Origin of the sequence: Gemella sp. GL1, from assembly GCF_013415365.1 — a bacterium.
Lineage (GTDB): Bacteria > Bacillota > Bacilli > Staphylococcales > Gemellaceae > Gemelliphila.
Genome location: NZ_JACBYB010000021.1, coordinates 255,655 through 281,967 on the forward strand (window position 1 = coordinate 255,655; position 26,313 = coordinate 281,967).

A 26,313-nucleotide genomic window follows, 5' to 3' on the forward strand; every position below is an offset into this window, starting at 1 on the left:
AATAGATGATTTCAATCATCTATTTTCTCTAGAAACTTTTTCCACTCTCCTTACAATCCTTCTCTTTTTCACAGCAAAATACCTATTAAATGATTTGGTAATAGACTCATAAGCTACAAAAATAAGTAAAACAATTGTCAGCATAAAAAAGAAAGTTCCCAATACATCTTTAAAATCTAAATAATAAATTACAATTAAAACAGGTAAACTCATGTAAAAACCTATAGTTAAAGATCTAGTTACAAAAGAAATCATAAGTAAACCTAATAAAAATACAAAAAATACATTAGGAGATAGAGCTAAAATCGCACCTATAAAAGTAGCAACTCCTTTTCCACCATCAAAAAATATCGGTCTAATATGTCCTAATATAACTAGCAATATAGATAATCCCATAACCCAGTTATTTACTCCAGCAAATTTTAAAAATATTACTACTAAAAATCCTTTAAATAAATCCACAGTAGCAACTAAAACAAATGCTTTTTGACCCAAAAGTTTTCCAGCATTTCTGGCTCCCACATTCCCAGAACCACGTTTAGAAATATCAACTCCATAAATCAATTGAAGTATCTTTCCACCCATGATATTCCCCATTAAATAAGCAAATACCACATATAAAATATTTAATATCATCAATAACCCTCCCTATCTCAACCTTATTTTATAAAGTATCAATAGATATATACTCTAATTTATAACACACTACATTACTATCAAAAATATACTGAATTCTTTACCTATAATATCATTAAATTATTATTTTTTCAATTTTTAGAAAGAAGTCACTAGTTAAACTAGTGACTTCACTTTATAATAATTCATTTTTCTTTTTAGTAAGTTCTAAAACTTTTGTGCGAACAGATTCTAAACTTGCTTCACCATTTCGTAATAATTCACAAATCAATTCTGTAATATAAGCAAAATCTTCTTCATTATACCCTTTAGTAGTCATAGCCGCTGCCCCTAATCTTAAACCACTTGTTTTCATTGGTGGTAATGTATCAAATGGAATTCCATTCTTATTACATGTAATTCCAGCTTCACTTAAAAGTGTACTCGCTTCATGACCAGTCTTACCGTATGTTGAATATGTATCAATTAAACATAAGTGATTATCACTTCCATCACTTACCACTGGTACATTATTTTTCTTAAAGCTTTTAACCATTGCCTGTATGTTTTTTAGAACTTGTCCAATATAAGTTTTAAATTCTGGTTTTAGAGCTTCCCCAAAACAAATTGCCTTAGCTGCAATTACATGCTCTAAAGGCCCACCTTGTGCACCTGGGAAGATCACTTTATTAATCTTAGTAGCAATTTCTTCATCATTAGATAAAATAATTCCTCCTCGTGGACCTCTTAAAGTCTTGTGCGTTGTTGATGTAACAACATGAGCATATTCCATTGGACTTTGGTGATAACCAGTCGCAATAAGTCCTGCAATATGAGCCATATCTACTAGCAGATAAGCCCCTACTTCATCAGCTATTTCTCTAAATTTTTTGAAATCAATCTTTCTAGCATAGGCAGAAGCACCAGCAATAATCATTTTCGGTTTATGTTCTTTTGCTATTGCTAATACATTGTCATAGTTAATTGTATGAGTATCTTTATCTACACCATAAGATACCGCATTATAAATTTTCCCTGAAAAATTTACTTTAGAACCATGGGTTAAGTGTCCTCCAGCATCCATAGACATACCTAAAACTGTATCACCAGGATTTAACAGCGCCATATAAACAGCTATATTGGCACTTGAACCAGAATGAGCTTGAACATTAGCAAATTTTGCATTGAATAATTTTTTCAATCTTTCAATAGCTATAGACTCGATTTCATCAACTACTTCACATCCATCGTAATATCTCTTACCTGGATATCCTTCTGCATACTTATTTGTAAGTATTGATCCTGTTGCATTCAAAATATCTTCTGACACAAAATTTTCTGATGCAATCAACTCTATATTTGTCTCTTGTCTTATTTTTTCTTTTTCGATTAAATCAAAAATCTCTTTATCCATTTTTCCTTACCTCTATTTTAATTTCGGATAAATTATATCATATTTACTATGTTTTTTCAAAACATACCCTTACATTACATATTATTTTAAATATTTTAAAATACTAATTTGTATTTTTCGTACATTCACAAAAAAACACCCAGCTAAAACCGGGTGTTTTTCCTTATTCAAGTATGTTTAAATATACTTTCTTAGAAAAATTTGTAGAATTGATAACTGTTCTTATTGCGTTAATTGTCATTCCTTTTTTTCCAATGACACGCCCTACATCATCGGGATGAAGTGATAGTACATAGTGTTCTCTCGCATTTTTTATATACTTGTCCACTTTTACTTCATCCTTATATTCTACTATTTCCTTCACTATATTTAAAATTAATTCTTCCATCATAAGCAACCTCTTATTTTACAACCAAGTTTACTAATCTATTTGGTACTGCTATAACTTTAACTAAGTCTTTTCCTTGAATAAGTACTTGGACATCTTCATGTGCTAATGCCTCTTTCTCTAACTCATCCTTTGATAAATCTTTTCTTAGTTTAATCTTAGCTTTTACTTTCCCTAATACTTGAACTACTATTTCAACACTGTCACTTACAAGTTTAGACTCATCGTAAGTTGGCCATGGCTCATAAGATAATGTATCTTGATTTCCATAAATTGACCATAATTCTTCCCCTAAGTGCGGAGCAAATGGTGCAATTAATTGGATAAATCCTAAAGCATATTTTCTTGGTAAAAATTCTGCCTTGTTAGCATCATTCACGAATACCATTAATTGAGAAATTGCTGTGTTGAATTGTAGGTTTTCAATATCCTCTCCAACTTTCTTAACAGTGAAATTATAAGTTACTTCTAATTCCGGATTTTCTTTATCTTGAACTTTATCAGAAACTTGATTTGTCTCTTCGTTAACTAGTAAACGATAGACTCTATCTAAGAATCTTCTAGAACCTTCCAGACCATTTGTAGACCAAGCAATAGAAGCATCTAGGGGTCCCATAAACATCTCGTAAACACGTAATGTATCAGCACCATATCCTGTAACAATTGCATCTGGGTTTACTACATTCCCTTTAGATTTAGACATTTTTTCTGGACGCCCATCTTTTCCTTCTGCAAGAATCATACCTTGGTTAAATAATTTTTGGAAAGGTTCCTTAGTTGGAACTAATCCTAAATCATATAGTACCTTGTGCCAAAATCTAGCATATAGCAAGTGAAGGACTGCATGCTCTGCTCCTCCAATATAGATGTCTACTGGTAGCCAGTATTTTAATTTCTCTGGATCTGCAAATACATCTTTATTGTTTGGATCAATATAACGTAAATAGTACCAACAAGATCCAGCCCATTGTGGCATAGTATTAGTTTCTCTTTTACCTTTCATACCAGTTACCGGATCTACAAGCTCTATCCAATCTGTAAGATTAGCCAATGGAGACTCTCCAGTACCAGATGGTCTTATATTATCAGTTTCTGGAAGTAATAATGGCAATTCATTTTTAGGAACTGTTGTCATTGTTCCATCTTCCCAATGAATCACTGGAATTGGCTCTCCCCAGTATCTTTGACGTGAAAATAACCAGTCACGTAATTTGTAAGTAACTTTTTTAACAGCATGGCCATCTTTTTCTAAATCAGCTACAAATATTTTTTTAGCTTCTTCACTTGATAATAATAGATATTTTTTATGTAGATCCTCAATTTCTTTGTCAGTCATTTCAGTTTGCGTGCTAATAGTAAGTGTTCCTATGTAACCTGGATCTGTGTATGGTAACTTTTCGTTAAAATCTTTCTCAGCCGCTGCACCTTCCTCCATAAACTTATTCAGTTCTTCTTCACTTAATGAATTAATAAAATCTTCATCAGACTGTTTAGCTAAAGCTTCTGCTAATTCTTTAGGGAAAATTACTGGAAGGATTGGTAGCTTGTATTTGGTCGCAAATTCAAAATCTCTTTCATCATGAGCAGGTACGGCCATAACTGCCCCTGTTCCATAAGAATAAAGCACATAATCTCCAATAAAGACTGGAATTTCTAATCCATTTATTGGATTGATTGCATAAGCACCCGTAAATACTCCTGTCTTATTCTTGTTTAAATCTGTTCTATCTAAATCAGATTTTTTCTTAACTTCATCAATATAAGCATCTACTTGCTCTCTACAGTCTGCTGTTGTAATTTTTTCCACAAGTGGATGTTCTGGTGCAAGAACGCAGTAAGTAACTCCAAATAAGGTATCAGGTCTTGTAGTAAATACTTTTACCTCTTCATTCATATTTTCAATTTTAAAAGTTACTTCTGCTCCTTCAGATTTTCCAATCCAATTCCTTTGCATTGCTTTAAGACTCTCTGGCCAGTCTAAATCCTCAAGATCTTCTAATAATTTTTCTGCATAGTCAGTAATTTTTAAAACCCACTGACGCATAGGTCGCCTCTCAACAGGGAAGCCTCCACGTTCTGAAACTCCATCAACTACCTCTTCATTAGAAAGAACTGTTCCTAGCGCTTGACACCAGTTTACTGGTACCTCATCAACATAGGCTAAGCCCTTATTATAAAGCTGGATAAAAATCCACTGTGTCCACTTATAATAATTTGGATCAGTTGTATTCACTTCTCTGTCCCAATCGTAAGAAAATCCTAAGGACTTAATTTGACGTCGAAAAGTATCAATATTCTGTTGAGTAAATTCTCTTGGATCATTTCCTGTATCTAGTGCATATTGCTCAGCAGGCAAACCAAAAGCATCCCAACCCATTGGATGAAGAACATTATATCCTTTAGCTCTCTTATAACGACTTAAGATATCAGTAGCCGTATATCCTTCTGGATGCCCAACATGAAGTCCAGCACCTGATGGATATGGAAACATATCTAAAGCATAGAATTTTTTAGGATTAGAAAAATCATCTTCTGTTTTAAAAGTTTTATTTTCTTCCCAATATTTTTGCCATTTTTTTTCAATTTCTAGATGGTTAAACACTAATTTCACACTCCATTCACAATATTATTGCTATAATTATAACAAGTTTTCACTTACTTTACAACGCAAAAAAAGAACTAGTCTAAGACTTAGTTCTTCTTGAAAATATTTCTCATAGTTTTTAAAACTTTTCTTCTTAAAGGTAGAGCATAATCATACATAAATTGATAAGACCTACTAATAGCATAATCAAACTCCCCATAGTGCTCTACAACATTTGGATTAAACTTTGATTTGAATAATAGTAAACTATCCTCTAAAGAATTTTCAATTCCTCCACTCGAGAAAAATTCAACACCCATCTCTCTAGCCACTGTCATAGAGTCTGCATAAACCTTATATTGAGCTGGAAGTTTTAAAAATTGTTCATCCATTCCAGCATATATCATCTCCGCATAATTTCCACAACGAACAGTAAAAGATCCACTAATGATTTGCTCTTTCCTATCCCCTTGTTTTTCAAACTTGCTGAAGACTTCAATTAATTTTTCATTACTTACAACTTGTTCTTTGAGTTGATGAACTTTCTTGGGTGACTTTTCTTTAACTTCCTCTATCTGCTTGTTTAAATCTTCAATACGTTCTTTACAAACATTTAAGGCTAAATCTAAATCAATATAAGAAACATAAAGAATAATATCTTCTCCAAAAACCTTCATCATATTTTCAAAGTATTCTTTATTTCTCAAAGAAATACCCTTTCTTTTTTCTGTACACTCTATTGCATAAACAAAATCATCAAGATTTTCTAGACCGATTCTTCTTGAAACAACAAACTTCTTATCTGCATCTCTAATAAGTCTACGAGTATCTTTGGGTAGTTCATTAATAAAGTTATCGGATAATACCTTAACAACTTCAAAACGTGGCTGTATAGTATCACTCATATAAGAAGTAAAACCTTTATGCTTAAATTTTGCCTTTTCAAAAGCTGATAAAATAGCCATTTTTTTAGAATCTTCTTCACTTTTTCTAAAATTTTGAAGTTGGGCATTTCTTATAGGTTCAGGTATATCTATCTTAAGCATTTTTGCCTTATTTTTTCTAGCATATGCTTTGATATTATCTAAGAAAAATTCTAATAGTTCTATATTAGAATAGTCCATTATTGGTCCACGGTTTAAATACCATAATCCACTTCTAATTAATAATTGTGCTGTTGCGATAACTTTGTCATTGTCGTCTAAAACAGCAAGTCGTTTATAATTCCACTCTTTTTTCACATCTACCCATTTAGATGACTGCAAAATATTCGCATTGGGGGCAGAGTTTACAAACTCATCATATTTGTCAACTGTAATATTATCAATAAATTTCATTACAATATTCCTTTATACAAGATTTTAGAGATAGCTTTATGGCTATCTCTAACTAATTACTATTTCTTAAATCCATTTGGATTTTTACTTTGCCAACGCCAAGTATCCTGACACATACGTTCAATATCAAATTTAGCTTCCCAAGCTAGTTCTGCTTTTGCTTTTGATGCATCAGCGTAACAAGCAGCAATATCACCACTTCTTCTCGGAGATATGACATAAGGTAATTCTCTACCTACTGCTTTATTCATATTTTTGATCACATCAAGAACTGAATATCCATTTCCAGTTCCAAGATTATAGATTGATAAGCCTGTATTAGGCTCTAATCTCTTAATAGAAGCAACATGACCTTGGGCCAAATCGACTACGTGAATATAATCACGAACACCCGTTCCGTCATGAGTATCATAATCATCACCAAATACATTAACTTTTTCTAATTTTCCAACTGCTACTTGAGAAACATAAGGTACTAGGTTATTAGGAATTCCATTCGGATCTTCTCCTAAGTCCCCTGATTCATGAGCCCCTATCGGATTGAAATAACGTAAGATTACTATGTTCCACTCATTATCAGACTTATATAAATCTCCTAAAACTTCTTCAAGCATCAACTTAGTACGCCCATATGGATTAGTCGCTGATAAGGGAAAATCTTCTTTAATAGGAAGTACATGTGGATCTCCATATACAGTTGCTGAAGACGAGAATATTATATTCTTACAATTATTCTCAGCCATAACCTGGCATAAGTTTACCGTCCCTGCTACATTGTTTTCATAATAAGCTAGGGGTTTTTGAACAGACTCTCCTACTGCTTTTAGTCCTGCAAAATGAATCACTCCATAAACCTGACCTTCTGCTTTAAAAATCTTATCTAAAGCCTCTGCATCACGAATGTCAGCATTATAGAATTTTAATTCTTTCTCTGTTAATCTTTTTACTACATCTAAAGACTCTTCATTAGAGTTATACAGATTATCTACAACCACTACTTCATATCCTGAATTTAATAACTCAAGACAAGTATGAGAACCTATGTACCCTGCTCCACCCGTTACTAAAATTTTCTTTGCCATATACATTCTTTTCCTACAAACTAGTGTAGAAACCTCCTATGATAATATAACTTAATTTTATAAAATTAACTCTAACTTGTCAACAATATGTCCATAAGATATAATTAAGATAGAATATCGAAAGGAGAAAAATTATGACTGAGATTGTTTTAATCGATCTTCTAATATTACTACTTTTTTCACTAGTAGTAATGAACTATAAACATATTAACCTAGATTATTTAGATACACAAAATACAAATTATTTAAGAGGATTCTTTGCTTTATTTATTATCTTTCACCATATAAGTCAAAGAATTTCTCAAAGTGAAATATTTGATAACTTTTTATACGTAGGTGAATATGCCGTAGCCTTTTTCTTCTTCTTATCAGCTTACAGTTTAATAACCCAATATAAAAGACAAGAAAACTATATGGATAATTTTTTAAAGAAAAGGTTAGCTAAATTATTTATTCCATACATATTATTCAGTATATTATACTTTTTATTCTGGTATTTTATTTACAATAAATATACTAGCAAAGAAGAACTACTATCTATAATTACCAAACATGAATCAATAATTATTAGTGGTTGGTTTTTACAAGGAATTATAGTAATGTACCTTACATTCTATCTTTCATTCAGATTTATAAAATCTATACATATTGCCGCTTTCTTAAATCTATTTCTTGTGTGTCTTGTAATTTCCATTATGATGTACTTAGAAATAGGTTATTGGGAATACAATTCCCTGCTTGCTTTTCCCTTAGGAATTTTCTGGGGAATATATAAAGATGATCTAGATAATATAATTAATGATAAATATAAATTTTTATTAATTTTATTTACTATACTTATCTATCTAGGCCACAATTATATAGATATTTTGATGACATTTGAAATTAAAGACAATATTTATAATTATGGATTTATAGCAAACATAAAAAATATAATATTTGTTATTTTCTTTATCCTACTTGCCTTAAAATTAAATTTCAAAAATAAAATCTTTAATTTTATAGGCAATATCTCATTAGAATTATATTTGATACATGGTATGTTCATTTATTTCTTACCAGATATCTTAGGAAAGGATAATAAAGACGACTTTATATATGCTTGCTTAGTAATAATTCTAAGTATAATATCCGCTTATATCTTAAACAAGATAATAAATAATATACAAAAAATAAGAAGCTAGTGCATTATGCACTAACTTCTTATTTTTTTAAGAATTTATTTAAAAGTTCATTAGCTTTCTCTTTAGAGTTGGATGCTAAGTTGCTAAGTTTTCCTTCCACATCAGCCTTTGAAGTTACTTTTTTCTCAGTAACTTCATCTAATAAATCAGTTTCTTTCTTTATAACTTTTTTGACAAAAGAATTTGCTTTAGAATTTGCAACTTTCTCTGATAGTTGACCTGTTTTATTTTTCAAGCTAACAATTCTTTCATCAGCCTTGGCTTTAAGGTTACTAATTTTCTCTTCCGTAGAATCTTTTAAATTAACCGCATTATTCTTCATACTAACAATTGAGTCGTTGATTGTTGCTATTGTTGCAACTACTGAATCTGTAGAATCAAAGATTGGATCTAATTTTTTAGATTTTCCTTGAATATCTTCAGCAAGAATATTGGTATTTTGTAATAAAATATTCGATTCTTGTAAAATCGGCTCTACATTTCCTTCAACCTTCTTAAGCGTACCATTTAAATCATTTGCTAATTTCATAGCATCATCTGCTATATCCTTGAAATCATTACCTATTTCTTCTGCATAAGCTAAGGTTCTCCTTACACTTGCTAATGTTTTAAAAACTCCAACTGCAATAATTAGAACTCCTACTCCTATTAAGAATACTCCTGCATATGCTAGTATTGACCAATTTATTCCTGACATAAATCTATCATCCTCCTATTTTACTTCCAAGTAATCTAAAAATTTTCTCTGATATTTATTAATATCTCCAGCACCCATAAATAAAATTACAGAATTTTCAATTTTTGCTAATTCTTCAAAGTCTTCTGTTCCTGTTACTAAGGATGTCGGCTTGCCAATTGCTTCTGCTAAATCCTCGATACTTACATTCCCCTTCTCTTCTCTAGCAGATCCAAAAATCGGATATAGATAAATTTTATCTGCACCTTCTAAAGCTTCTGCAAAATCTGTTAATAGGGCCTCTGTTCTAGTAAATGTATGCGGCTGGAAGATTGCAACTACTTCCTTATCAGAATATTTTCTTCTTGAGGTGTCTAAAGTAGCAACAATTTCTCTTGGATGGTGGGCATAGTCATCTACAATAATATTATCCTTATATGTATATTCTGTGTATCTTCTAGCCGCTTTTTGATAAGTAAGCACTGATTTTTTCATAGCTTCAGCTTCTAAGCCTGCTAGATCCCCTACCGCAATAACCGCTGCTGCATTTGACACTTCATGCAATCCAAAAATTGGCATTTGGAAATTACCTAGTAATTCATCTTTTCTGTAGATATCAAAATTTGAACCTTCTGAATTAGATCTCAGATTTTTAATTTGATAATCGTTACCATCATTAAAACCATAAGAAACTAATTTAGCAGATTTAGAAGTTAATTCTGAGGCTAATCTATCATCACCACAGAAAACTACAGCTTCTTTGACCTGATTAGCAAAAGATTGGAAGGCATCAAACACATCTCTTTCATCCGAAAAATAATCTGGGTGATCGAAATCAATATTAGTAACAATTGCATATGTTGGTTTGTACTTTAAAAAATGTCTTCTGTACTCACAGGCTTCAAATACAAACATATCTGGATCCTTAACAGAGAATCCTGATCCATCTCCAATTAAATAGGCTGTTCCAATATTATCTTTAAATACTGTTGTAGCCATTGTAGTTGTTGTAGTTTTCCCATGAGCTCCTGTTACAGCTACCGACTTAATTTTTTCAGATAGTATTCCTAGTAATTGACTGTAAGTATAAATCGTTAAACCCAGTTCTTTAGCCTTAATATATTCTATATGTTCTTCGTTAAAAGCATTACCTAAAACTACAGTAAATCCTTCTTCAATATTTTTTTCTGAATGTGATAATATCTTTATATTTCTATCTTCTAATTTTTTTTGTGTAAAGAAGTAAGTGTCCACATCTGAACCTTGTACAAGATGCCCTAAGTCATGTAAAACTTGAGCTAATGCACTCATCCCAGAACCCTTAATTCCTATAAAATGAAATTTTTCCACGATTTCTCCTAACTATAGATATTTAATTTTAATAGTGCCTTATATTCTACCTTATATTAACTATTTTTTCAAGATTAAGACCAGAATTTTCAATAAATTACAACTCATTTAAAACAAATTTTTCTACTGCATAAGCAAAACCATCTTCATCATTAGTTTTACTAATATAATCCGCTTTTGATTTTAACTGCTGATTAGCATTAGCCATAGCTACACCTAGACCCGCAAATTCAATCATTGATAAATCATTAAGTCCGTCACCTAAGGCTATCATCTCAGACCTATCAATTCCTAATTTCTTACATAAGAACTCTAGGGCTGCACCTTTAGAAATCCCCTTATCATTAACTTCTATAAAGAAAGGCTTTGACATAGCAACTTCATATTCATCTCCAATATCTAAATTTACTTTTTCCTTATTTTCTTTAGCTGTTTCTGGATTATCAAGCATAATTACCTTGGCCGCTTTTTCCTTAATTTTGTCTAATAAGTTTTCTTCTACTTTTAAATCTACTCTTAAGGCATTTGCCTCCCACTCTGCATATGGATTTAATTTATTAGTTAAAACCACATCTCCTTGGTAAGTTAAGATATCTAGTCCATATTCTTGCGATTTTTTAATTAGAAATTTAAGTCTATCTGTATCAAGCATCTTATCATAAATAACTTCTCCAGTAGCTAAGTTAGATAATTTAGCACCGTTATAGGATAATAAATAATTATCATACTTATCCAAACTCAATTCCTTTACTAAATGCATCATACCGAAATCTGGTCTCCCAGATGCTAAGATTACTTTAATATCTTTTTCTATACATTTCTCAATCACTTCTTTTGTTTTTGAGCTAAGCTGACCCTTACTATCTAATAATGTATCATCTATGTCTGTTACTACTACTTTAATCATACAATTTTCTCCTTTTTTAAAATTAGTATTCTCTCCACTTCATTATAACATATTAAATAAGTAAATTATTGATTATTATTTCTTTGAAGTAAAAATAAAAAAGCCATATCTTATTGATATGACTTATGCTGACTAAAAATTTTAATAATCTATTTTAATAAGTCTTTTGATCTTTGTCCTTCATCTGTTAAAAGAACTACACATTTATTTTTTGTATCCTGTAAAACTATTGTATCTTGATACTTTAATGGGTTTCAATCATTCGATCTGTTAACCGTTATTTTTGGGATCTAAATTTAATAAAATAGCATTAATGGCGACGATGACTGTTGACACAGACATTAGAATTGCTCCTAATGCAGGGCTAAATGTGATGCCAATAGGAGCCAAAATTCCTGCAGCTAAAGGGATAGCTATAAAGTTATAACCAGCTCCCCAAAATAGGTTTTGTTTCATTTTACGAGTTGTTTTGTGTGCTAATTCAATGAATGATTCAATATCTCCTGGATCGGATTGAGTCAATATGACATCAGCTGAATCCAATGCAACTTGAGTTCCAGCACCTACAGCTATACCAACATCTGCCAAGGCAAGAGAAGGAGCATCATTAACACCATCACCTACCATGATAACTTTCTTTCCTTCATCTTTAAGTGTTTTAACTAACTCATATTTGTCTTGTGGAGATTGATTTGATCTATATTCAATCCCTAAATCTTCTGCCGCGCCTTGAGCCGCTTTTTCATTATCACCTGTTGCCATAATTGGTTGAATATTGTTCTTTTTAAGAGCTTTAATTAACTCTTTACTCGTTGGTTTTAATTCGTCCCCTAAAGCTACAGCACCAATGGCATCATCGTTTTCTACTAAAACACTAAGAGTTGCTCCTTTTGGAATATCCATAACAAGATTACGTCCGTAAGCTTTTTGACTGATTAATTGGTAACGGTGCTCACCTGCTTTACCCTCTACTCCAGCACCGGAAATCACATCAATCGAATCAAAAGATGCTGGACGTATACCTTGCTGCTTAGCGAAACTTATAATTGATTGAGCAATAGGGTGGCTAGATCCTCCTTCAATACCTGCAAGCAAGGCAATGATTTCCTCCTTATTATATTTGTTATTAAAAAGTTCAATGTCTAATACTTTAAACTCACCAGTTGTTAAAGTACCTGTTTTATCTAAAATCATCACATCTGCATCTGGAGCTATTTCTAAGGCTTGGCGGTCTTTCACTAGTAACCCACGACTGGCTCCTAAGCTTGTGCTACGGGCGGTAACCAATGGAATAGCCAGACCTAATGCGTGTGGACAAGCTATAACTAATGTCGTGATAGTAAAGATAACTGCCGTTGGGATATCTCCAATAACCATCCACACTACAAAAGCTATTAGTGCGACAATGACCGCAATATAGAAGAGCCACCCTGCAACCTTTTGAGCAATATTTTCTGCCCTGGAAGGCTGACTTTGAGCTTGGCTGATTAAATTCTGAACTTGAGAGATGAAGGATTGATCACCTGTTTCATTCACTTTAATATAAAGAACTCCTTCTCCATTTGTTGAGCCTCCGATTACTTCATCGCCAGGACCTTTTTTAACTGCTTTTGATTCTCCAGTCAAAAGAGCTTCATTTACACGTGATTCGCCACGCTCAATAGTTCCGTCTGCTGGCACATTTTCTCCGGCTTGAACACGAATTAAATCACCTACCTGTAAGTCAGCAACTGGACGTGTTTCAATTGAATCGTCTTCTAACACAACGTGAGCATCTTTTGGTACCAACTTAGCCAATGCTGTTTGTGCGTCTCCTGCTTCTCCAATAGCTTTCATCTCAATCCAGTGACCTAATAACATAATTAATAATAATGAAGCAAATTCAAAGAAAAAGTCCATCACGTGTTCACCCGTTACGTAGGTAATGATAACAGCATAAATACTGTATAAATATGAAACACTTATACCTAAAGAAACTAGAGCCATCATTCCAGGTTCTTTTTGTTTAAATTCGTCAACTGCGCCTTGATAGAATGGACGACCACCATAAATAATTAATATAGTAGATAAAATAGCTACTACAATATCAGAATATGGAAAAGTAAACTGGAATGGTAGTTCAAATCCAAACATAGGAGATAAGAGCATAATAATGATTCCTAGTGGCAATGACTTTAAGAAAAGTTCCTTAAAGTTTCCATGATGGTGGTTATGCCCACAGTGCCCGCTGTGATCATGCCCAGCATGATGTACTTGATGTTGATCCTTATGGTCTCCATGTACATCTGTGATTCCATGCTCGTGTTTTAAATTATCCATGTCGTCATAATTATGGTGACTATGAGACGAATATCTGTTGTCATTATTCATTTTAAATTCCTCCTAATGTTAATGATGATGTAAATGACACTCGCATTGTCCTTCTGGACAATTGCAAGGCACTTCTTCTACTGCGAAAGATTTTTTTATCTCTAATATTTTCTCTAGTCGATCTATATCATCGAAGCTTAAGACATGATCTTCAATGATGCTTCCTATCACATTTCCTACTTTCTTTTTGCAAATACGGTTAAAAATATCTTCTGCATAATCCCTTACGGCTTCTTTCTCTACAATATTGGCAGTGTAAATAAACTTACTACCATCTTTCTCTGTATTTAGTACGCCTTTTTCAACTAATCGACCTAAGAGCGTTTTGATAGTGGATTGTGTCCAGTCCATTTTTTCTTGCAATACAGAAATGACTTTTTTACTAGTTACTCGATCATTTGCCCAAACTACACGCATGACCTCCCATTCAGCATCTGTGATATAAATATTAAGTTCTATTGTGCTCACGCTCCTTTCTCCCTAGTTATCTACAAGTGTAAGCAACTGTAACTAAAATGAGTTTACCATTGTAAACGAAATATGTCAAGTCCTTTTTATAAATGTAAGCAACGATATTATTGTAATTAATGTTAATTTTTATTTATGTACATACTTATGTCATGGAACATATAAGTTTATAGAATGACGTACAAGCATTATCTATCCTTTTTATCAAACAACTGAAATTCTCAAGAACTATTTATAATTCGAATCGGATTTTCTGGAACTATTATCGTTTCAAGTGCCTTTTTATTTCATCTCCTTACCGTTCTTGCATCAGCAAATAGAACTTCTCCGACACGCTACCAAGAATAGTTATGAAGATAGCGGTACATGAAAACCAACTGTTCAGCTGTGTCTTTGACGGTCATTAGAAAATCACTTATCTCTATTAAATTCTAGTCAATAGTACCACACACCCCATATGGCAAGTACAAGAAAACATATCATTTAACGATTACATACGTTTTAACAATAATAAACTAATTAACGATTTCAATAATTCTTCAAAATTACAAGTACTATCAAAATTGTTATCTGTTACTTTTTCTACTCTTTCTATGAAACAAAACCGTCCAACCCCCTTATACGAACGCTATTTTTTTCGTTATATTGTATCAATAAATTAATATCAACATCTGTTGCTATTAGTTTAATCATACAAATTTCTCCTTTGAATTTTAGGGGTGTGCATTTTGACCCTAGGGGTGTGCATTTTACCAGTTTTTTCCTAGGGGGTGTGCATCTTTTAACGACACTCTACAAACCTTGTTATTATGCGTTTTTTATTATTTTGTGATTTGTTTTTTAATCCATGTAGTTGCTAATGAGACCCATTGTGCTACATCTTTATTTATTTCAATTTCTGATTTGGATGCGAAATTATCTGCTCTTGCTAATCCATGTTGCCCCGTTTCAAATAAATGTAATTCTCCACTAATCCCTGCTTGATGAAGTGCTTTTATATATTCCATTGTTGATATTGGATTTACTATTTTATCTGTCAGTGTCATCCATATAAATGTAGGCGGAGTGTTTTTATCTACTCTTCCTATTATATCTCTATCTTTTATCAGTATCTTTAATACGATTTAATTCAAGGTGAATCCCAACCAATTTTCATTTATAGTTTTTAAATTAAAAAATACCCCTTGTTTGTATCCTCAATTATCGGTATCATTCAAGGGGTGAATAGGAAAAAAGTTTATAGATTCTTTACATTCAAAGCTCTAGAAGCATTTAATACTGCAATGATAGTTACACCTACATCTGCAAATATAGCTGCCCACATAGTAGTTATTCCAATAGCACTCAAAATAAGAACAATTATTTTTATTCCAATTGCAAATACTATGTTTTGATGTGCAATTTTAAGTGTCTTTTTAGAAATCTTCATTGCAGTAGCAATTTTCGATGGCTCATCAGTCATAATTACAATATCAGCAGCTTCAATGGCCGCATCAGAACCTACACCACCCATTGCTATTCCAATGTCTGCACGAGCTAATACAGGTGCATCATTGATTCCGTCACCAACAAAAGTAAGTTTACCTTTTTTAGATTTTTGCGAAAATAATTCTTCTAGTTTCTCAACTTTGTCTGCTGGCAACAGTTCTGCATAAACCTTATCAAGACCAAGCTCTTTAGCAACTTTTGAACCAACACTTTTATTATCACCTGTCAACATAACTGTTTGTTTAATATTAGCTGCCTTAAGTTCCTTGATTGCTTGTGCTGAATCTTCTTTTACCTCATCGGCAATTACAATGTAACCTATATATTTGTTATTAACAGCAACATGTACAACAGTACCGATCAGCTCTCCCTTGAAATAAGGGATATCCATCATTTTCATAAGTTTGACATTACCTGCCATTACCTTTTTGCCATCCACCGTTGCAATAACACCATGACCTGATATCTCTTCTACATCTGAAATACGTCCATTGTCTATTTCTTTACTATATGCACGTTTCAGTGAAAGTGAAATCGGATGGTTGGAATAGCTTTCCACATATGCAGTTAATTCTAGTAGCTCTTCTTTGGAAACTCCTTCTGGATGGATTTCCTGTACATTAAATACACCTTTCGTTAGTGTTCCAGTTTTATCAAAAACAACAATTTCAGTTTCTGCTAACGCCTCTAAATAGTTACTACCCTTGACTAAAATACCTTTTTTTGAGGCTCCACCTATTCCACCGAAGAAACTCAAAGGAATTGAAATAACTAAAGCACACGGACAGGATACCACTAGGAATGTCAGTGCTCTATATATCCAATCACTAAAAGTCGCCCCGTCTATAACAAGAGGCGGTATAATAGCTAGAAAAACTGCAATTATAACCACAACTGGTGTATAATATCTCGCAAACTTCGTAATAAATTGTTCAGAATTGGATTTTTTACTACTTGCATTTTCAACTAAATCAAGAATTTTACTTACAGTAGATTCTCCAAATTCCTTGGTAACTTCTGCTTTAATAACCCCATTAATGTTGATGCACCCACTTAGGACATCACTTCCAACTGCTACTTCGCGAGGAACAGATTCGCCTGTTAGTGCTGATGTATCAATCATTGAACTTCCCTCAATTACCTTGCCATCAAGAGGAATTTTTTCTCCTGCTTTAATTACAATAATATCTCCAATTTGTACTTCATCTGGGTCAACTTTGACAAGTTCATCACCTTTTTTAACATTTGCATAATCTGGTCGAATATCCATAAGGCTTGCAATTGACTTCCTCGACTTGCCAACTGCATAGCTTTGAAAAAGTTCTCCAACTTGATAAAACAGCATAACTGCAACACCTTCAGGATACTCACCAATAAAAAATGCACCAATTGTTGCAATACTCATTAAAAAGTTTTCATCAAAAACTTGACCTTTAAAAATATTTTTTACAGCTCTATTTACAACATCTCCACCTACAATAATGTAACTTATTATAAAGAGAGCAATCTGTAACCATTCGTTATTTAAATTAAGCAATACTGCTGTAGCTAACACGGCTATACCAATTATTATTCGCCATAGTCGTTTAGTCATACTAAATAGCCTCCTTTAAGCCTTTTTCATAGTTGTATCGGGTTCGATTTTTTTAACTATTTTTTCAGACTCTTCTATTATTGTTGGCATTTTTTCATCCTCACCATCAATAACGAGTTTTGTGGTCATAAAGTTAACAGTAGCTTCTTTCACTCCATCAAGCTCATTAATAGCCTTTTCCATTTTTGCCGCACAATTTGCACAATCTAAACCTTCAAGTATAAATTTCTTTTTCATTATTAAGTCCTCCTAAATTTTATTTGTAATTTTATTTTGAATAATAAAAGTCTTTTTCAAATTTTCTTGAAGCTTGCTCATTTGAAATGAAGACTTAAATATATGCCCAAATATCTTCAAAAAATATTCTATTCTACCGCATTACTACTTCTCGTTGATATGAATTAGACCTTTGTCAAATATTTCTCTTACATGATCATCAACTAATGAATAATATACTACTTTGCCTTTTTTTCTGTTTTTCACTAAATTAGCTTGTTTTAAGACTCTCAGCTGATGGGAAATTGCTGATTGTGTCATGTTAAGTAATACAGCGATATCACAAACACACATTTCAGCTTCATGTAAAGCCCATAATATCCTGATTCGTGTTGAATCTCCAAATACTTTAAAGAATTCTGCTAGATCATAAAGGCTTTCTTCTTGAGGCCTTTTATCTCTAACTTGATTTACAATATCCTCATGAATTACATTGCAGTCACATCTTTCAATTGAATTAAATTTTTTAGTTATATTATCACCTCTTTTTAAATTATTTCATCTGAATACTTGAACAATCATTCATATAATTTATATTTATTATATTATTGTTTTTCTCTTGTGTCAATAGTTATATGAGCGTTTATTCAGGTCTTTTTATATTATTTAATATATCTAAAATACATCTACTAAGACATTAGTACCTTCCTTTCTCGGTATCCTGTTCCATACATATCCTTTAAACAAATCCTTAAAAATAAAGACTTCACCTTCGTACAAGTTTTCGGTTTCTTTAATAGCTTCATCTAACAGCTTATTACATCACTCATGTGGTCAACTCCTTATCAATAATCTTATAAACAGCATTTTTGATAATATAACATGTATAAATCATGTAAAAGTTAATGCAAAAACCGCCAATCAAGAGAACTTAACTCTTAATTGACGGTTTATATTAGTATTAAATCATACTCCCATTTCAATTCCAGATTTAAAGCATATTACAAAATGGTCATCATAAACACTAACATTCAGGATAATCTTCCTTACTAGGGTATCATCTACATCTGTCAGTGTCATCCATATAAATGTAGGCGGAGTGTTTTTATCTACTCTTCCTATTATATCTCTATTTTTTATCAGTTCTTCTGTTGGATCTGTAGTTCCATATAGGCAGGTGTTTATATCATCTATTTGACGTTTTATTAATTCACTATCTCCTGCTTGTTCTTTTAGGTAGTTTCCATTGTCACTATCTAGTTGTGGATATGATAAAATCAGTCCTTTTGGTTTTAATAAACTTCTTTCTATTTTGAATGGTAGTAAACTGTGTAAGCTATCGTCATTCCACCTTGTTCCTAGTGTGGCTGCTATGTCCACCAACAGAGAAACCGACTATAAATATATTATCAGTATCTATCATCCACTCGTCTTTTTTATCATGTATATGAAATTTCTGAGTTTAATATATATGATTCAAGCCTTGCTGTATCGTTGATTTCGATTATTTCAAATTTCATTTTTTACGCCTTCTTTCTCAATTTAATTATATCATACTAAATAAAAAAGTCGCATCTAAATTGATACGACTTGTCCGCTTTTAAATTGTACTTCTATTTCTTTGTCTTGTTTTATTACTAACTTTTCTACTAAGGTGTTAAAGAGTTGTTCATCGAACTCTTCTAATAGTTCACTTTGTTTTTTTAGTTTTTCTATAAATATTTTTATCTGCAGTTTCTGTTCTTCTTGCTTTATTCTTTGGTTTTGTTTTTCTATGTGAGTTTCTTCTAGTTTTCTATATTTGTTTACTAACCTATTGTACTTCTCTTGGTAGGCTTCTTGGTCCTGTATTTTTCTACTATTTTGCCTTACCAATTCTTCTACCTTCATTTCTATATTTTCTAATTTTTGTTCTAGTTCTTCTATTTCTTCTGTTGTTTTCGTTTGTTTTTGTTCTATTATGTTTGTTAGAACTTTTAGGTTTTCTATTATTTCTTTTTTGTTTGTAATTAACTTGTTTGTTGCTTTTACTATCCAAGCCTCTATTTCTTCTTGTGTTGTATGCGGTGTTGTGCAGTTTTCTTTTCCCTTGTATTTATAACTACATCTGTAAATATGTCTTTTATATTTACTTGTTGAGTGCCAAGTGTGTCTTCCAAAGCTATGTCCACAATCCCCACATATTATTTTCCCTCCGTAGCTTATCTTTATTCTTCTAGCCCTGCTTTTAAGTTCTTCTTGTACTAAGTCAAATGTTGTTTTATCTATTATTGCTTCATGGCTATTTTCTACATAGTATTGTGGGAGTTGCCCTTTATTTTCTTTTCTTGTTTTTGTTAGAAAATCAACTGTGTATGATTTTTGAAGTAGTGCATCTCCTTTGTACTTCTCATTACTCAGTATTCTTTTTATTGTTGTGTAACTCCATATTTTCTTACCTGCTGGTGTGGGTATTTGTTTTTCGGTTAGTTTCTTTGCTATGCTGTTTGGATTCTCTCCTTTTAGGTATTCTCCAAATATGTATCTTACTATTTTTGCTTCTTCTTCATCTATTTCAAATCCACCGTCTTGCTTTTGTTTAAATCCTAGTGTCAGTGTGTAATTGAATTGTACTTGCCCTTCTGCAGCTAGTTTTCTTTTTGACCAGGTTACGTTTTCTGATATTGACCTAGATTCTTCTTGGGCTAAGGAACTCATTATTGTTATTAGTAGTTCTCCTTTTGAGTCAAGTGTCCAGATGTTTTCTTTTTCAAAGTAGATCTCTACTCCTACTTCTTTTAGCTTTCTTACTGTTGTTAAGGAGTCGACTGTGTTTCTTGCGAATCTACTTACTGATTTTGTGATGATTAGATCTATCTTTCCTTTTAAGGCATCTTCTAACATTTCTTGAAATCCTAATCTTTTCTTTGTGTTTGTTCCACTTATCCCTTCGTCTGAATACATCTTCACATATTCCCAATCACTTCTACTTTCTATGTAGTTTTTGTAATAGTTCATTTGTGTTTCGTAAGAACTCGCCTGATCTTCGTTATCTGTAGATACCCTTGCATATCCTGCGACTCTTCTTTTTGTTAGGCTTGGTATTATGTTTTTCTGACTTATTATTTTTGCTGGTTCTATTGTGATAACTTTTCTAGTCATTTTTTACTCCTTTCTTGTTATGTAGGTTTCTTTTATTTTTTTCTTCTTGTACTTTTTCGTATTGTTCTTTTGTGATTATTGCTTCGTGTGCATTTTCTACTATGTATTTTGCTTTTTCTCCTTTATTTTCTATTGTCCTTCCTTTTCCTGGTGATCTGTATGTTTTTTGTAGTATTAGTTTCCCTGTATAAGCTTCTTGTCCTAGTACTCTATGTATTACTGATTTTGTGAATTTATTTCCTTTTCTTGTTTTTCTCTCTTGTTTGTCTAGTATTTCTATTATCTGTTTTATTGTTTTTCCTTCTAAATAATGCTTGTATATTTCTCTTACGATATCTGCCTCATCTTCTTTTATCTTGTATTCTTTTGTTTCATAATCCCATCTATAGCCTAGTAGTGGTTGGGGATTGTGTGGCAATCCTTGTTCAAATTTCTTTTTTACTTTCCACTTTAGGTTTTCGCTTATTGATTTTGATTCTTCTTGGGCTAAGGCTGAAAGCAGGGTTATTAAGAGTTCTCCATCTGCAGTTAGTGTATCGATGTTTTCTTTTTCAAATCTTATACTTATATTTTTCTTTTAGGTTTCTTATTGTTTTTAATGTTTCTTCTGTATCTCTCCCAAATCTTGATATTGATTTTGTGAGTATTATGTTTATCTTACCTTCTATTGCATCTTTTATTAACCTTTGATACTCTGGTCTTTTTGTTGTTCTACCGCTTATTGCTTGATCTACATATACTCCTGCATATTCCCAATCTGGATTGTTTTGAATTAGTTTGTTGTAGTAGCTCACCTGATTTGATAGTGATTGTAGTAATTGATTGTGAGATACTCTTGCATAAGCTGCAACTTTTATTTTTTCATTTTTTATTGTTTGAATTTGCAGTATGCATCTTATTTTTTTCATATTGTATCCTCCTTTATTGTATTACTATATATCACTCTAAAGCATTTATTTATCAAGTGTTTCGCTCATATATTTGCTTAATTTCGGTTCATATTTTTTCAGCATTTTATCTTTAAATTCTTGATAGTCTTCTTTATCTAGTACCTTGTTTTTTAGTAGTAAGTCTGCTTGTTTCATCGTGATTTGGTAGATTATTTCTTTTTTATATTCTTCTCTACTCATCTTTTTCTCCAAATCTATGGTTTATATAACAAGCATGACTACAGTATTTTCTATGTTTGTTTCCATAGGCTTCAAATTCTTTACTGCAATATGTACATTCAAATTGATAATATGTTTTTTTATCTACTAGATTTAGATTTTTATTCCACCATTTATTCCTGCATTTGTCTGAACAAAACCTTTTCTTTTTTCCTTTTGTTTGTTTCAGTTCACTGTGACATTCTAAACATTCTGTATTTTCTTCTACTACATTTTCTTTGTTTCTTCTACAATATGATTTTACCGTGTTTATTGACAGGGCTAGTTTTTCTGATATTTCTTTGTAACTTAAACCTTTCTCTCTTAGTCTTAATATTATTCTTTTATCCATTTATCTATCCTCCTAATAGATAAAGGACAAATTTTATGGTTTAAGTAATATTTTTATAAAAAAATAAACCTACCTTAGAGTTTTACCTCTAAAGTAGGTTTACATACATTAAAAATATTACACTAATTTTCCCTTAACTATTTCCATTTCATTTCCTACAGTTTTTTTAATTTACTAAATTCTAATGCAGTATAATTGTATGCTATACAAGTAACATTTTTTAAATCAATATATTTTTCATATGTATCTTTAGGCAAAGCTACACATGCCCATCCTATATTTTTTTCAGAATACTCGTGTTTATAATTTATAGCTTCCTTAAATGCTACTGATACGTAAGACCAACCTTCGTACTTATCACGTCTATTTAAAGAATAATAAGTATCTTTTATATAATTAGAAATAATATAGGCCTGATCATTTATATTGTTTTTTACAGAAAATATTACATTAAGTATCTTTGTTATAATTTCACCATACTGTTTTAATTCATTTGAAAATCTATTTTCTAAAAATGGATTAATCTGTAAGGGGATCACAAAAAAATCATCAAGAATTTTATATTCATATACAATAAATTTTTCATCTTTTGCTTCTATCCCAACCTCTTCCATTGCAATTCTGGGATGACCCGCTAAATAAAACATTTGCTCTTCTTTTGTATTTAATCTCTGTAAAGATGGTTTAGGATTTATTTTTCTCCATTCAATTGGGTTAAAATCTTTATTTGTCTCTCCTTTATTATTTAGAAGTCGTACTGCTCTATATAGCTTTACCTCTTTATTTATTTTCAATAATGAATAATTATTCTCTATTTTTGTTTCAAATTCATCTATACTAATAATTTCATTTAAATATTGTTTTACATCACTAAAAGTGAATTTAGATGAACCTTGAGCATATTCAACTATCTTATTAATAATGTCATCAAATTTCTCTCCTGCTTTAATTAAATATTCTTCTTTTAAAATTTTATTTAAATCTTCCTCTGAATATTTTGGACAAATTAATGAAGTATTATCAAGACTGAATAGTTTATGTGAAACTTCTATGCCTCTATTTAATTTATATGATGCCCTAAAATCTCTTGTATCTTTCATTCTCATATGCCTCCTACTTATTTTTATTTACTATATCACATTTTTGTAATTCTTACATAAAAAAAACTACTTTAGAGAAATTAACTCTAAAGTAGTTTTTTAATTACCTTTTCTTAACGGACTTATATATCCAAACACTCCTGCCGATAGTCTTATAAGTCCTGCAAGTAGAATAACTATCTCTATACCTATTCCTTTATCAGCTAAGACACCACCTAAATAAGCACCTAGTGGAATTGTTGCATAGGAAATCATTCTAGTTACACTCACTACTCTTCCTAAAATTTCCTTGGGTACAACTTTTTGTCTTAGAGTAACGTAACTAATCACATTTATATTTCCGCAAAAATTCATAATAGCCATAAGCAAACTAATAAAAACCAAATTACTATTCATAACTAGCAAAATTGTTACTAAACCAGCAAGCATAGTACTAAAAACAATTAGATTTCCCGACTTAAATTTATCCAGAACCTTAGGTGCATACAAGGCTCCTAGTATTGCTCCTAGCCCTGCTGATGATAGTATTATTCCATAAGAAAATGTAGAGTAATTTAAAATTTTTGTAATATAGTAAACAAAAATTCCTTGAAACATATGTATTCCTAGATTAGTTCCTAAAAATAATATAGAACCAGATAAAACTACTTTATTTCCCTTAACATATACTAGACCTTCTCTAAGCGACTGCCATACATTCTGCCCTAAATTTTTACCACTATCTGTAATTTTAATAAACATAAGTAAGATTGCTGATACTAAAAAACTACCTGTATTGACAACTAAAAGCAAGATTGGATTAATCCATAACAATAAAAATCCATTTAAAAGTGGTGCAAGAAAATTCAAGGTATTATCTACCAACTGTAAATTAGAATTTGCCTTAGCAAAATAGTCCTTACTTACAATCTTAGGAATTAAACTATTGAAAGATGGGTGACTTATAGGCTCTACTGAACTTAGTAAAAAAGTTAGTACATAGATGTAAAATAAATTTATATCATCTTGTAAGAAAGATACTACCAATCCTAGCGATAAAATTGTCGCTATAATATTTCCTGCGACCAGTACTTTAACCTTGTTATACCTATCGGCAAAAATACCACCAAGTAAAGAGAAAAATAACCAAGGTAAAAATGATACTCCATATAAACTTGCTGCGTGAAAGGCTGACCCAGTTATATTTAAAACTAATATAGGCAGAGTTATTCTCTGTAACCAATCTCCTATATCCGACACCAAAAAAGCTGACCATAATAATCTATAATTCTTATTCATAAACTCACCTATTTATTGATGAACATATAGTACAATCACTTGATTTATTCCAAGTTTCTGATATTTTCGTTGTCATCGTATCCATATCTATCAATTTTAAATTACCTACAGTAGTTAATTCTCCTATTCCAGTTAAGTATTTAACAATTTCTGCACAAACAATTCCAGTAATAACTGATACCAATGGTGCTATAGCTGTATTATCTCCTGTTAAATTTAAACTTTTTCTTTTTTCTAACATTTCATAAGAAACAGGATGTTCTTCTTTAACAGTACTTCTCCAACACTCTATGCATCCTGATACACCTGGAATTATTGTATACTGTAATGCCCTTTGTGCTTCTAATCCAGCACAAAATAGCGGAATGTTTAAAGAAACAATAGCTTCATTAACCCACAATGCAAGTTTTACCTTCGGTCTATCTGCTACTAATATTATTAAATCAAATCCTTCAAAACATTCAATAATATCTTCGGACTTTTCCACCTTTTTTCTACTACTTCAAAATTTATTTTAGGGTTAAAGTTATAAATTCTTTTTTTAGCTAATTCTGCTTTACTTTTGCCTAAATCCTCAAAATTATAAAGTATCTGCCTATTTAAATTTGAAATATCTACTGTGTCAAACTCTATTGCTTTGATTGTTCCTATACCTAAACCTGCTAAATCATATACAATATGTGACCCCAAACCACCTAATCCAATTATCCCAACTTTGGCATCAGATAATTTTTTTTGATATTTATATTTATTCTCAAATAGTGAAGCATACGAAGAAAAGAAATTTATATTTCTATGATATCTTGATAATTCATATTCGGATAAGATTTCAGACCCTATAAAATTTATATCTTCTATAAAACCTTCCTTGCTTATTTCATTAATTGAATCTATAATTTCTTCTTCACTAAATTTTTCATCGTATTCTTTTTGTATTATTGATACAATTTCACCGATTGTATTTTCTCCGTTCATAGATTCAAACAATAGTTGTAATACACCTGTTTCATCAGCATATTCTGTTATTTTTCCAAATCCCCCTACACATACTGAATTATTCATATAAACAACAGGGTATGCTTTTTTAACTTTGGGTTTTATATTCATTATGTCCATATAGCTTAATTCCTCTCTTTTATTATAAATTATGGAACATAGAACCATTCCTAGCCCCATACTCCACTAATTCTAAATCTCATTATCCTTCTAATGAGATACCTGCTATACTTGCTGAGTATACTTTTTTCTCTTTCAACATAGCCTTTTCCTCCGTAGTTATATTTAATAAAAGTTATAACTTGTATTAAATATAATATATCACTATAATATTATTATAATGAAAATTGTCATATAGTATAAAAAATAAGGAGAAATTATGTTAGGGAAAACTTTACGATATTTCAGAAAATCAAAAAATTTAGCTCTTGAATATGTTTGTCAAGATATTTTAACTGTATCCTTTCTCTCTAAAGTTGAACGTGGTTTATCCGATATTTCTGCAAATAATTTACTTTTAGTACTTAAAAAATTAGGTATTGATTTATATGAATTTGCTCATATCTATTCTCTTTTCCAAGAAAGTAAAGATCTTGACTTTATTAAATTACACAACCTTTACTCT

23 protein-coding genes and 3 pseudogenes are annotated in these 26,313 nt (G+C 31.3%); 2 read left to right on the forward strand and 24 right to left on the reverse strand.

Features of this window, described 5'->3' with window-relative positions:
* Positions 1-15: 15 nt before the first annotated feature.
* From HZY82_RS06320 to galE, 6 genes are all read right to left on the reverse strand, one after another.
* A complete protein-coding gene (locus HZY82_RS06320) occupies positions 16-636 on the reverse strand; it encodes a glycerol-3-phosphate acyltransferase (RefSeq protein ID WP_135156272.1) in 621 nt (206 codons plus the stop codon).
* Between the two features lie 175 nt (positions 637-811).
* On the reverse strand, positions 812-2,029 hold the full coding sequence (glyA, locus tag HZY82_RS06325; protein WP_135156271.1) for a serine hydroxymethyltransferase: 1,218 nt from the start codon (positions 2,027-2,029) through the stop codon (positions 812-814).
* Between the two features lie 163 nt (positions 2,030-2,192).
* Entirely contained in the window at positions 2,193-2,420 is a 228-nt protein-coding gene (locus HZY82_RS06330; RefSeq protein WP_228098258.1) for a KH domain-containing protein, read from the reverse strand.
* Between the two features lie 10 nt (positions 2,421-2,430).
* Positions 2,431-5,019: a leucine--tRNA ligase gene (gene leuS / locus HZY82_RS06335; protein WP_483299224.1), complete on the reverse strand. Its 2,589-nt coding sequence runs from the start codon at positions 5,017-5,019 to the stop codon at positions 2,431-2,433.
* A gap of 89 nt (positions 5,020-5,108) precedes the next feature.
* Entirely contained in the window at positions 5,109-6,338 is a 1,230-nt protein-coding gene (locus HZY82_RS06340) for a peptidoglycan bridge formation glycyltransferase FemA/FemB family protein (RefSeq protein WP_135156269.1), read from the reverse strand.
* 59 nt (positions 6,339-6,397) lie between these two features.
* A complete protein-coding gene (gene galE / locus HZY82_RS06345) occupies positions 6,398-7,420 on the reverse strand; it encodes a UDP-glucose 4-epimerase GalE (RefSeq protein WP_135156268.1) in 1,023 nt (340 codons plus the stop codon).
* Between the two features lie 134 nt (positions 7,421-7,554).
* On the opposite strand from galE, the gene HZY82_RS06350 reads away from it, so the two are divergent.
* Positions 7,555-8,604, forward strand: coding sequence for an acyltransferase family protein (locus HZY82_RS06350; protein ID WP_135156267.1), 1,050 nt, complete (start codon positions 7,555-7,557; stop codon positions 8,602-8,604).
* Positions 8,605-8,623: 19 nt separating this feature from the next.
* On the opposite strand, the gene HZY82_RS06355 is transcribed toward HZY82_RS06350, so the two are convergent.
* The 18 genes and pseudogenes from HZY82_RS06355 to HZY82_RS06710 form a co-directional block, all read right to left on the reverse strand.
* Complete coding sequence (locus HZY82_RS06355) at positions 8,624-9,301, reverse strand: DUF948 domain-containing protein (protein ID WP_135156266.1); 678 nt, start codon at positions 9,299-9,301, stop codon at positions 8,624-8,626.
* 15 nt (positions 9,302-9,316) lie between these two features.
* Entirely contained in the window at positions 9,317-10,630 is a 1,314-nt protein-coding gene (gene murC / locus HZY82_RS06360) for a UDP-N-acetylmuramate--L-alanine ligase (RefSeq protein ID WP_135156265.1), read from the reverse strand.
* A gap of 97 nt (positions 10,631-10,727) precedes the next feature.
* The gene (locus HZY82_RS06365) at positions 10,728-11,537 is read right to left on the reverse strand and encodes a Cof-type HAD-IIB family hydrolase (protein WP_135156264.1); all 810 of its coding nucleotides are present in this window, start codon (positions 11,535-11,537) and stop codon (positions 10,728-10,730) included.
* A 270-nt stretch (positions 11,538-11,807) separates the two neighbouring features.
* Positions 11,808-13,856 carry a heavy metal translocating P-type ATPase gene (locus tag HZY82_RS06370; RefSeq protein WP_305040839.1) on the reverse strand — a complete coding sequence of 683 codons (2,049 nt, stop codon included), beginning with the start codon at positions 13,854-13,856 and terminating at the stop codon, positions 11,808-11,810.
* 69 nt (positions 13,857-13,925) lie between these two features.
* Positions 13,926-14,375 carry a CopY/TcrY family copper transport repressor gene (locus HZY82_RS06375; protein ID WP_135156262.1) on the reverse strand — a complete coding sequence of 150 codons (450 nt, stop codon included), beginning with the start codon at positions 14,373-14,375 and terminating at the stop codon, positions 13,926-13,928.
* Between the two features lie 821 nt (positions 14,376-15,196).
* A complete protein-coding gene (locus HZY82_RS06380) occupies positions 15,197-15,382 on the reverse strand; it encodes a hypothetical protein (protein ID WP_179939055.1) in 186 nt (61 codons plus the stop codon).
* 230 nt (positions 15,383-15,612) lie between these two features.
* Positions 15,613-17,694: pseudogene (locus HZY82_RS06385) on the reverse strand (heavy metal translocating P-type ATPase).
* A 144-nt stretch (positions 17,695-17,838) separates the two neighbouring features.
* Positions 17,839-18,207: an ArsR/SmtB family transcription factor gene (locus HZY82_RS06390; protein WP_135156258.1), complete on the reverse strand. Its 369-nt coding sequence runs from the start codon at positions 18,205-18,207 to the stop codon at positions 17,839-17,841.
* Between the two features lie 141 nt (positions 18,208-18,348).
* Positions 18,349-18,486, reverse strand: coding sequence for a DUF1413 domain-containing protein (locus HZY82_RS06395; protein ID WP_135156386.1), 138 nt, complete (start codon positions 18,484-18,486; stop codon positions 18,349-18,351).
* A gap of 153 nt (positions 18,487-18,639) precedes the next feature.
* Complete coding sequence (locus HZY82_RS06400; RefSeq protein WP_179939057.1) at positions 18,640-19,056, reverse strand: hypothetical protein; 417 nt, start codon at positions 19,054-19,056, stop codon at positions 18,640-18,642.
* A gap of 192 nt (positions 19,057-19,248) precedes the next feature.
* A complete protein-coding gene (locus tag HZY82_RS06405) occupies positions 19,249-20,814 on the reverse strand; it encodes a recombinase family protein (RefSeq protein WP_179939059.1) in 1,566 nt (521 codons plus the stop codon).
* Positions 20,807-21,232, reverse strand: a complete 426-nt coding sequence (locus HZY82_RS06575; protein ID WP_218925264.1) for a recombinase family protein — start codon at positions 21,230-21,232, stop codon at positions 20,807-20,809. Before HZY82_RS06575 ends, HZY82_RS06405 begins: the two co-directional genes overlap by 8 nt.
* Before the next feature lie 60 nt (positions 21,233-21,292).
* Positions 21,293-21,722: pseudogene (locus HZY82_RS06585) on the reverse strand (recombinase family protein); the annotation flags it as partial.
* Between the two features lie 45 nt (positions 21,723-21,767).
* Entirely contained in the window at positions 21,768-21,944 is a 177-nt protein-coding gene (locus tag HZY82_RS06415) for an SHOCT domain-containing protein (protein WP_179939061.1), read from the reverse strand.
* Positions 21,937-22,314 carry an RNA polymerase sigma factor gene (locus HZY82_RS06420; RefSeq protein ID WP_179939063.1) on the reverse strand — a complete coding sequence of 126 codons (378 nt, stop codon included), beginning with the start codon at positions 22,312-22,314 and terminating at the stop codon, positions 21,937-21,939. The genes HZY82_RS06415 and HZY82_RS06420 overlap by 8 nt, the downstream gene beginning before the upstream one ends.
* 155 nt (positions 22,315-22,469) lie before the next feature.
* Positions 22,470-23,414 (reverse strand): hypothetical protein, encoded by a 945-nt coding sequence (locus tag HZY82_RS06425; RefSeq protein WP_179939065.1) that lies wholly within the window; start codon positions 23,412-23,414, stop codon positions 22,470-22,472.
* A 99-nt stretch (positions 23,415-23,513) separates the two neighbouring features.
* Entirely contained in the window at positions 23,514-24,692 is a 1,179-nt protein-coding gene (locus tag HZY82_RS06430; RefSeq protein WP_179939067.1) for an MFS transporter, read from the reverse strand.
* A gap of 4 nt (positions 24,693-24,696) precedes the next feature.
* A pseudogene (locus tag HZY82_RS06710) lies at positions 24,697-25,868 on the reverse strand (HesA/MoeB/ThiF family protein).
* 199 nt (positions 25,869-26,067) lie between these two features.
* Here HZY82_RS06710 and HZY82_RS06440 point away from each other — a divergent pair.
* Positions 26,068-26,313 (forward strand): helix-turn-helix domain-containing protein (locus tag HZY82_RS06440; RefSeq protein WP_179939069.1); only part of this gene is annotated, 246 nt, incomplete at its 3' end.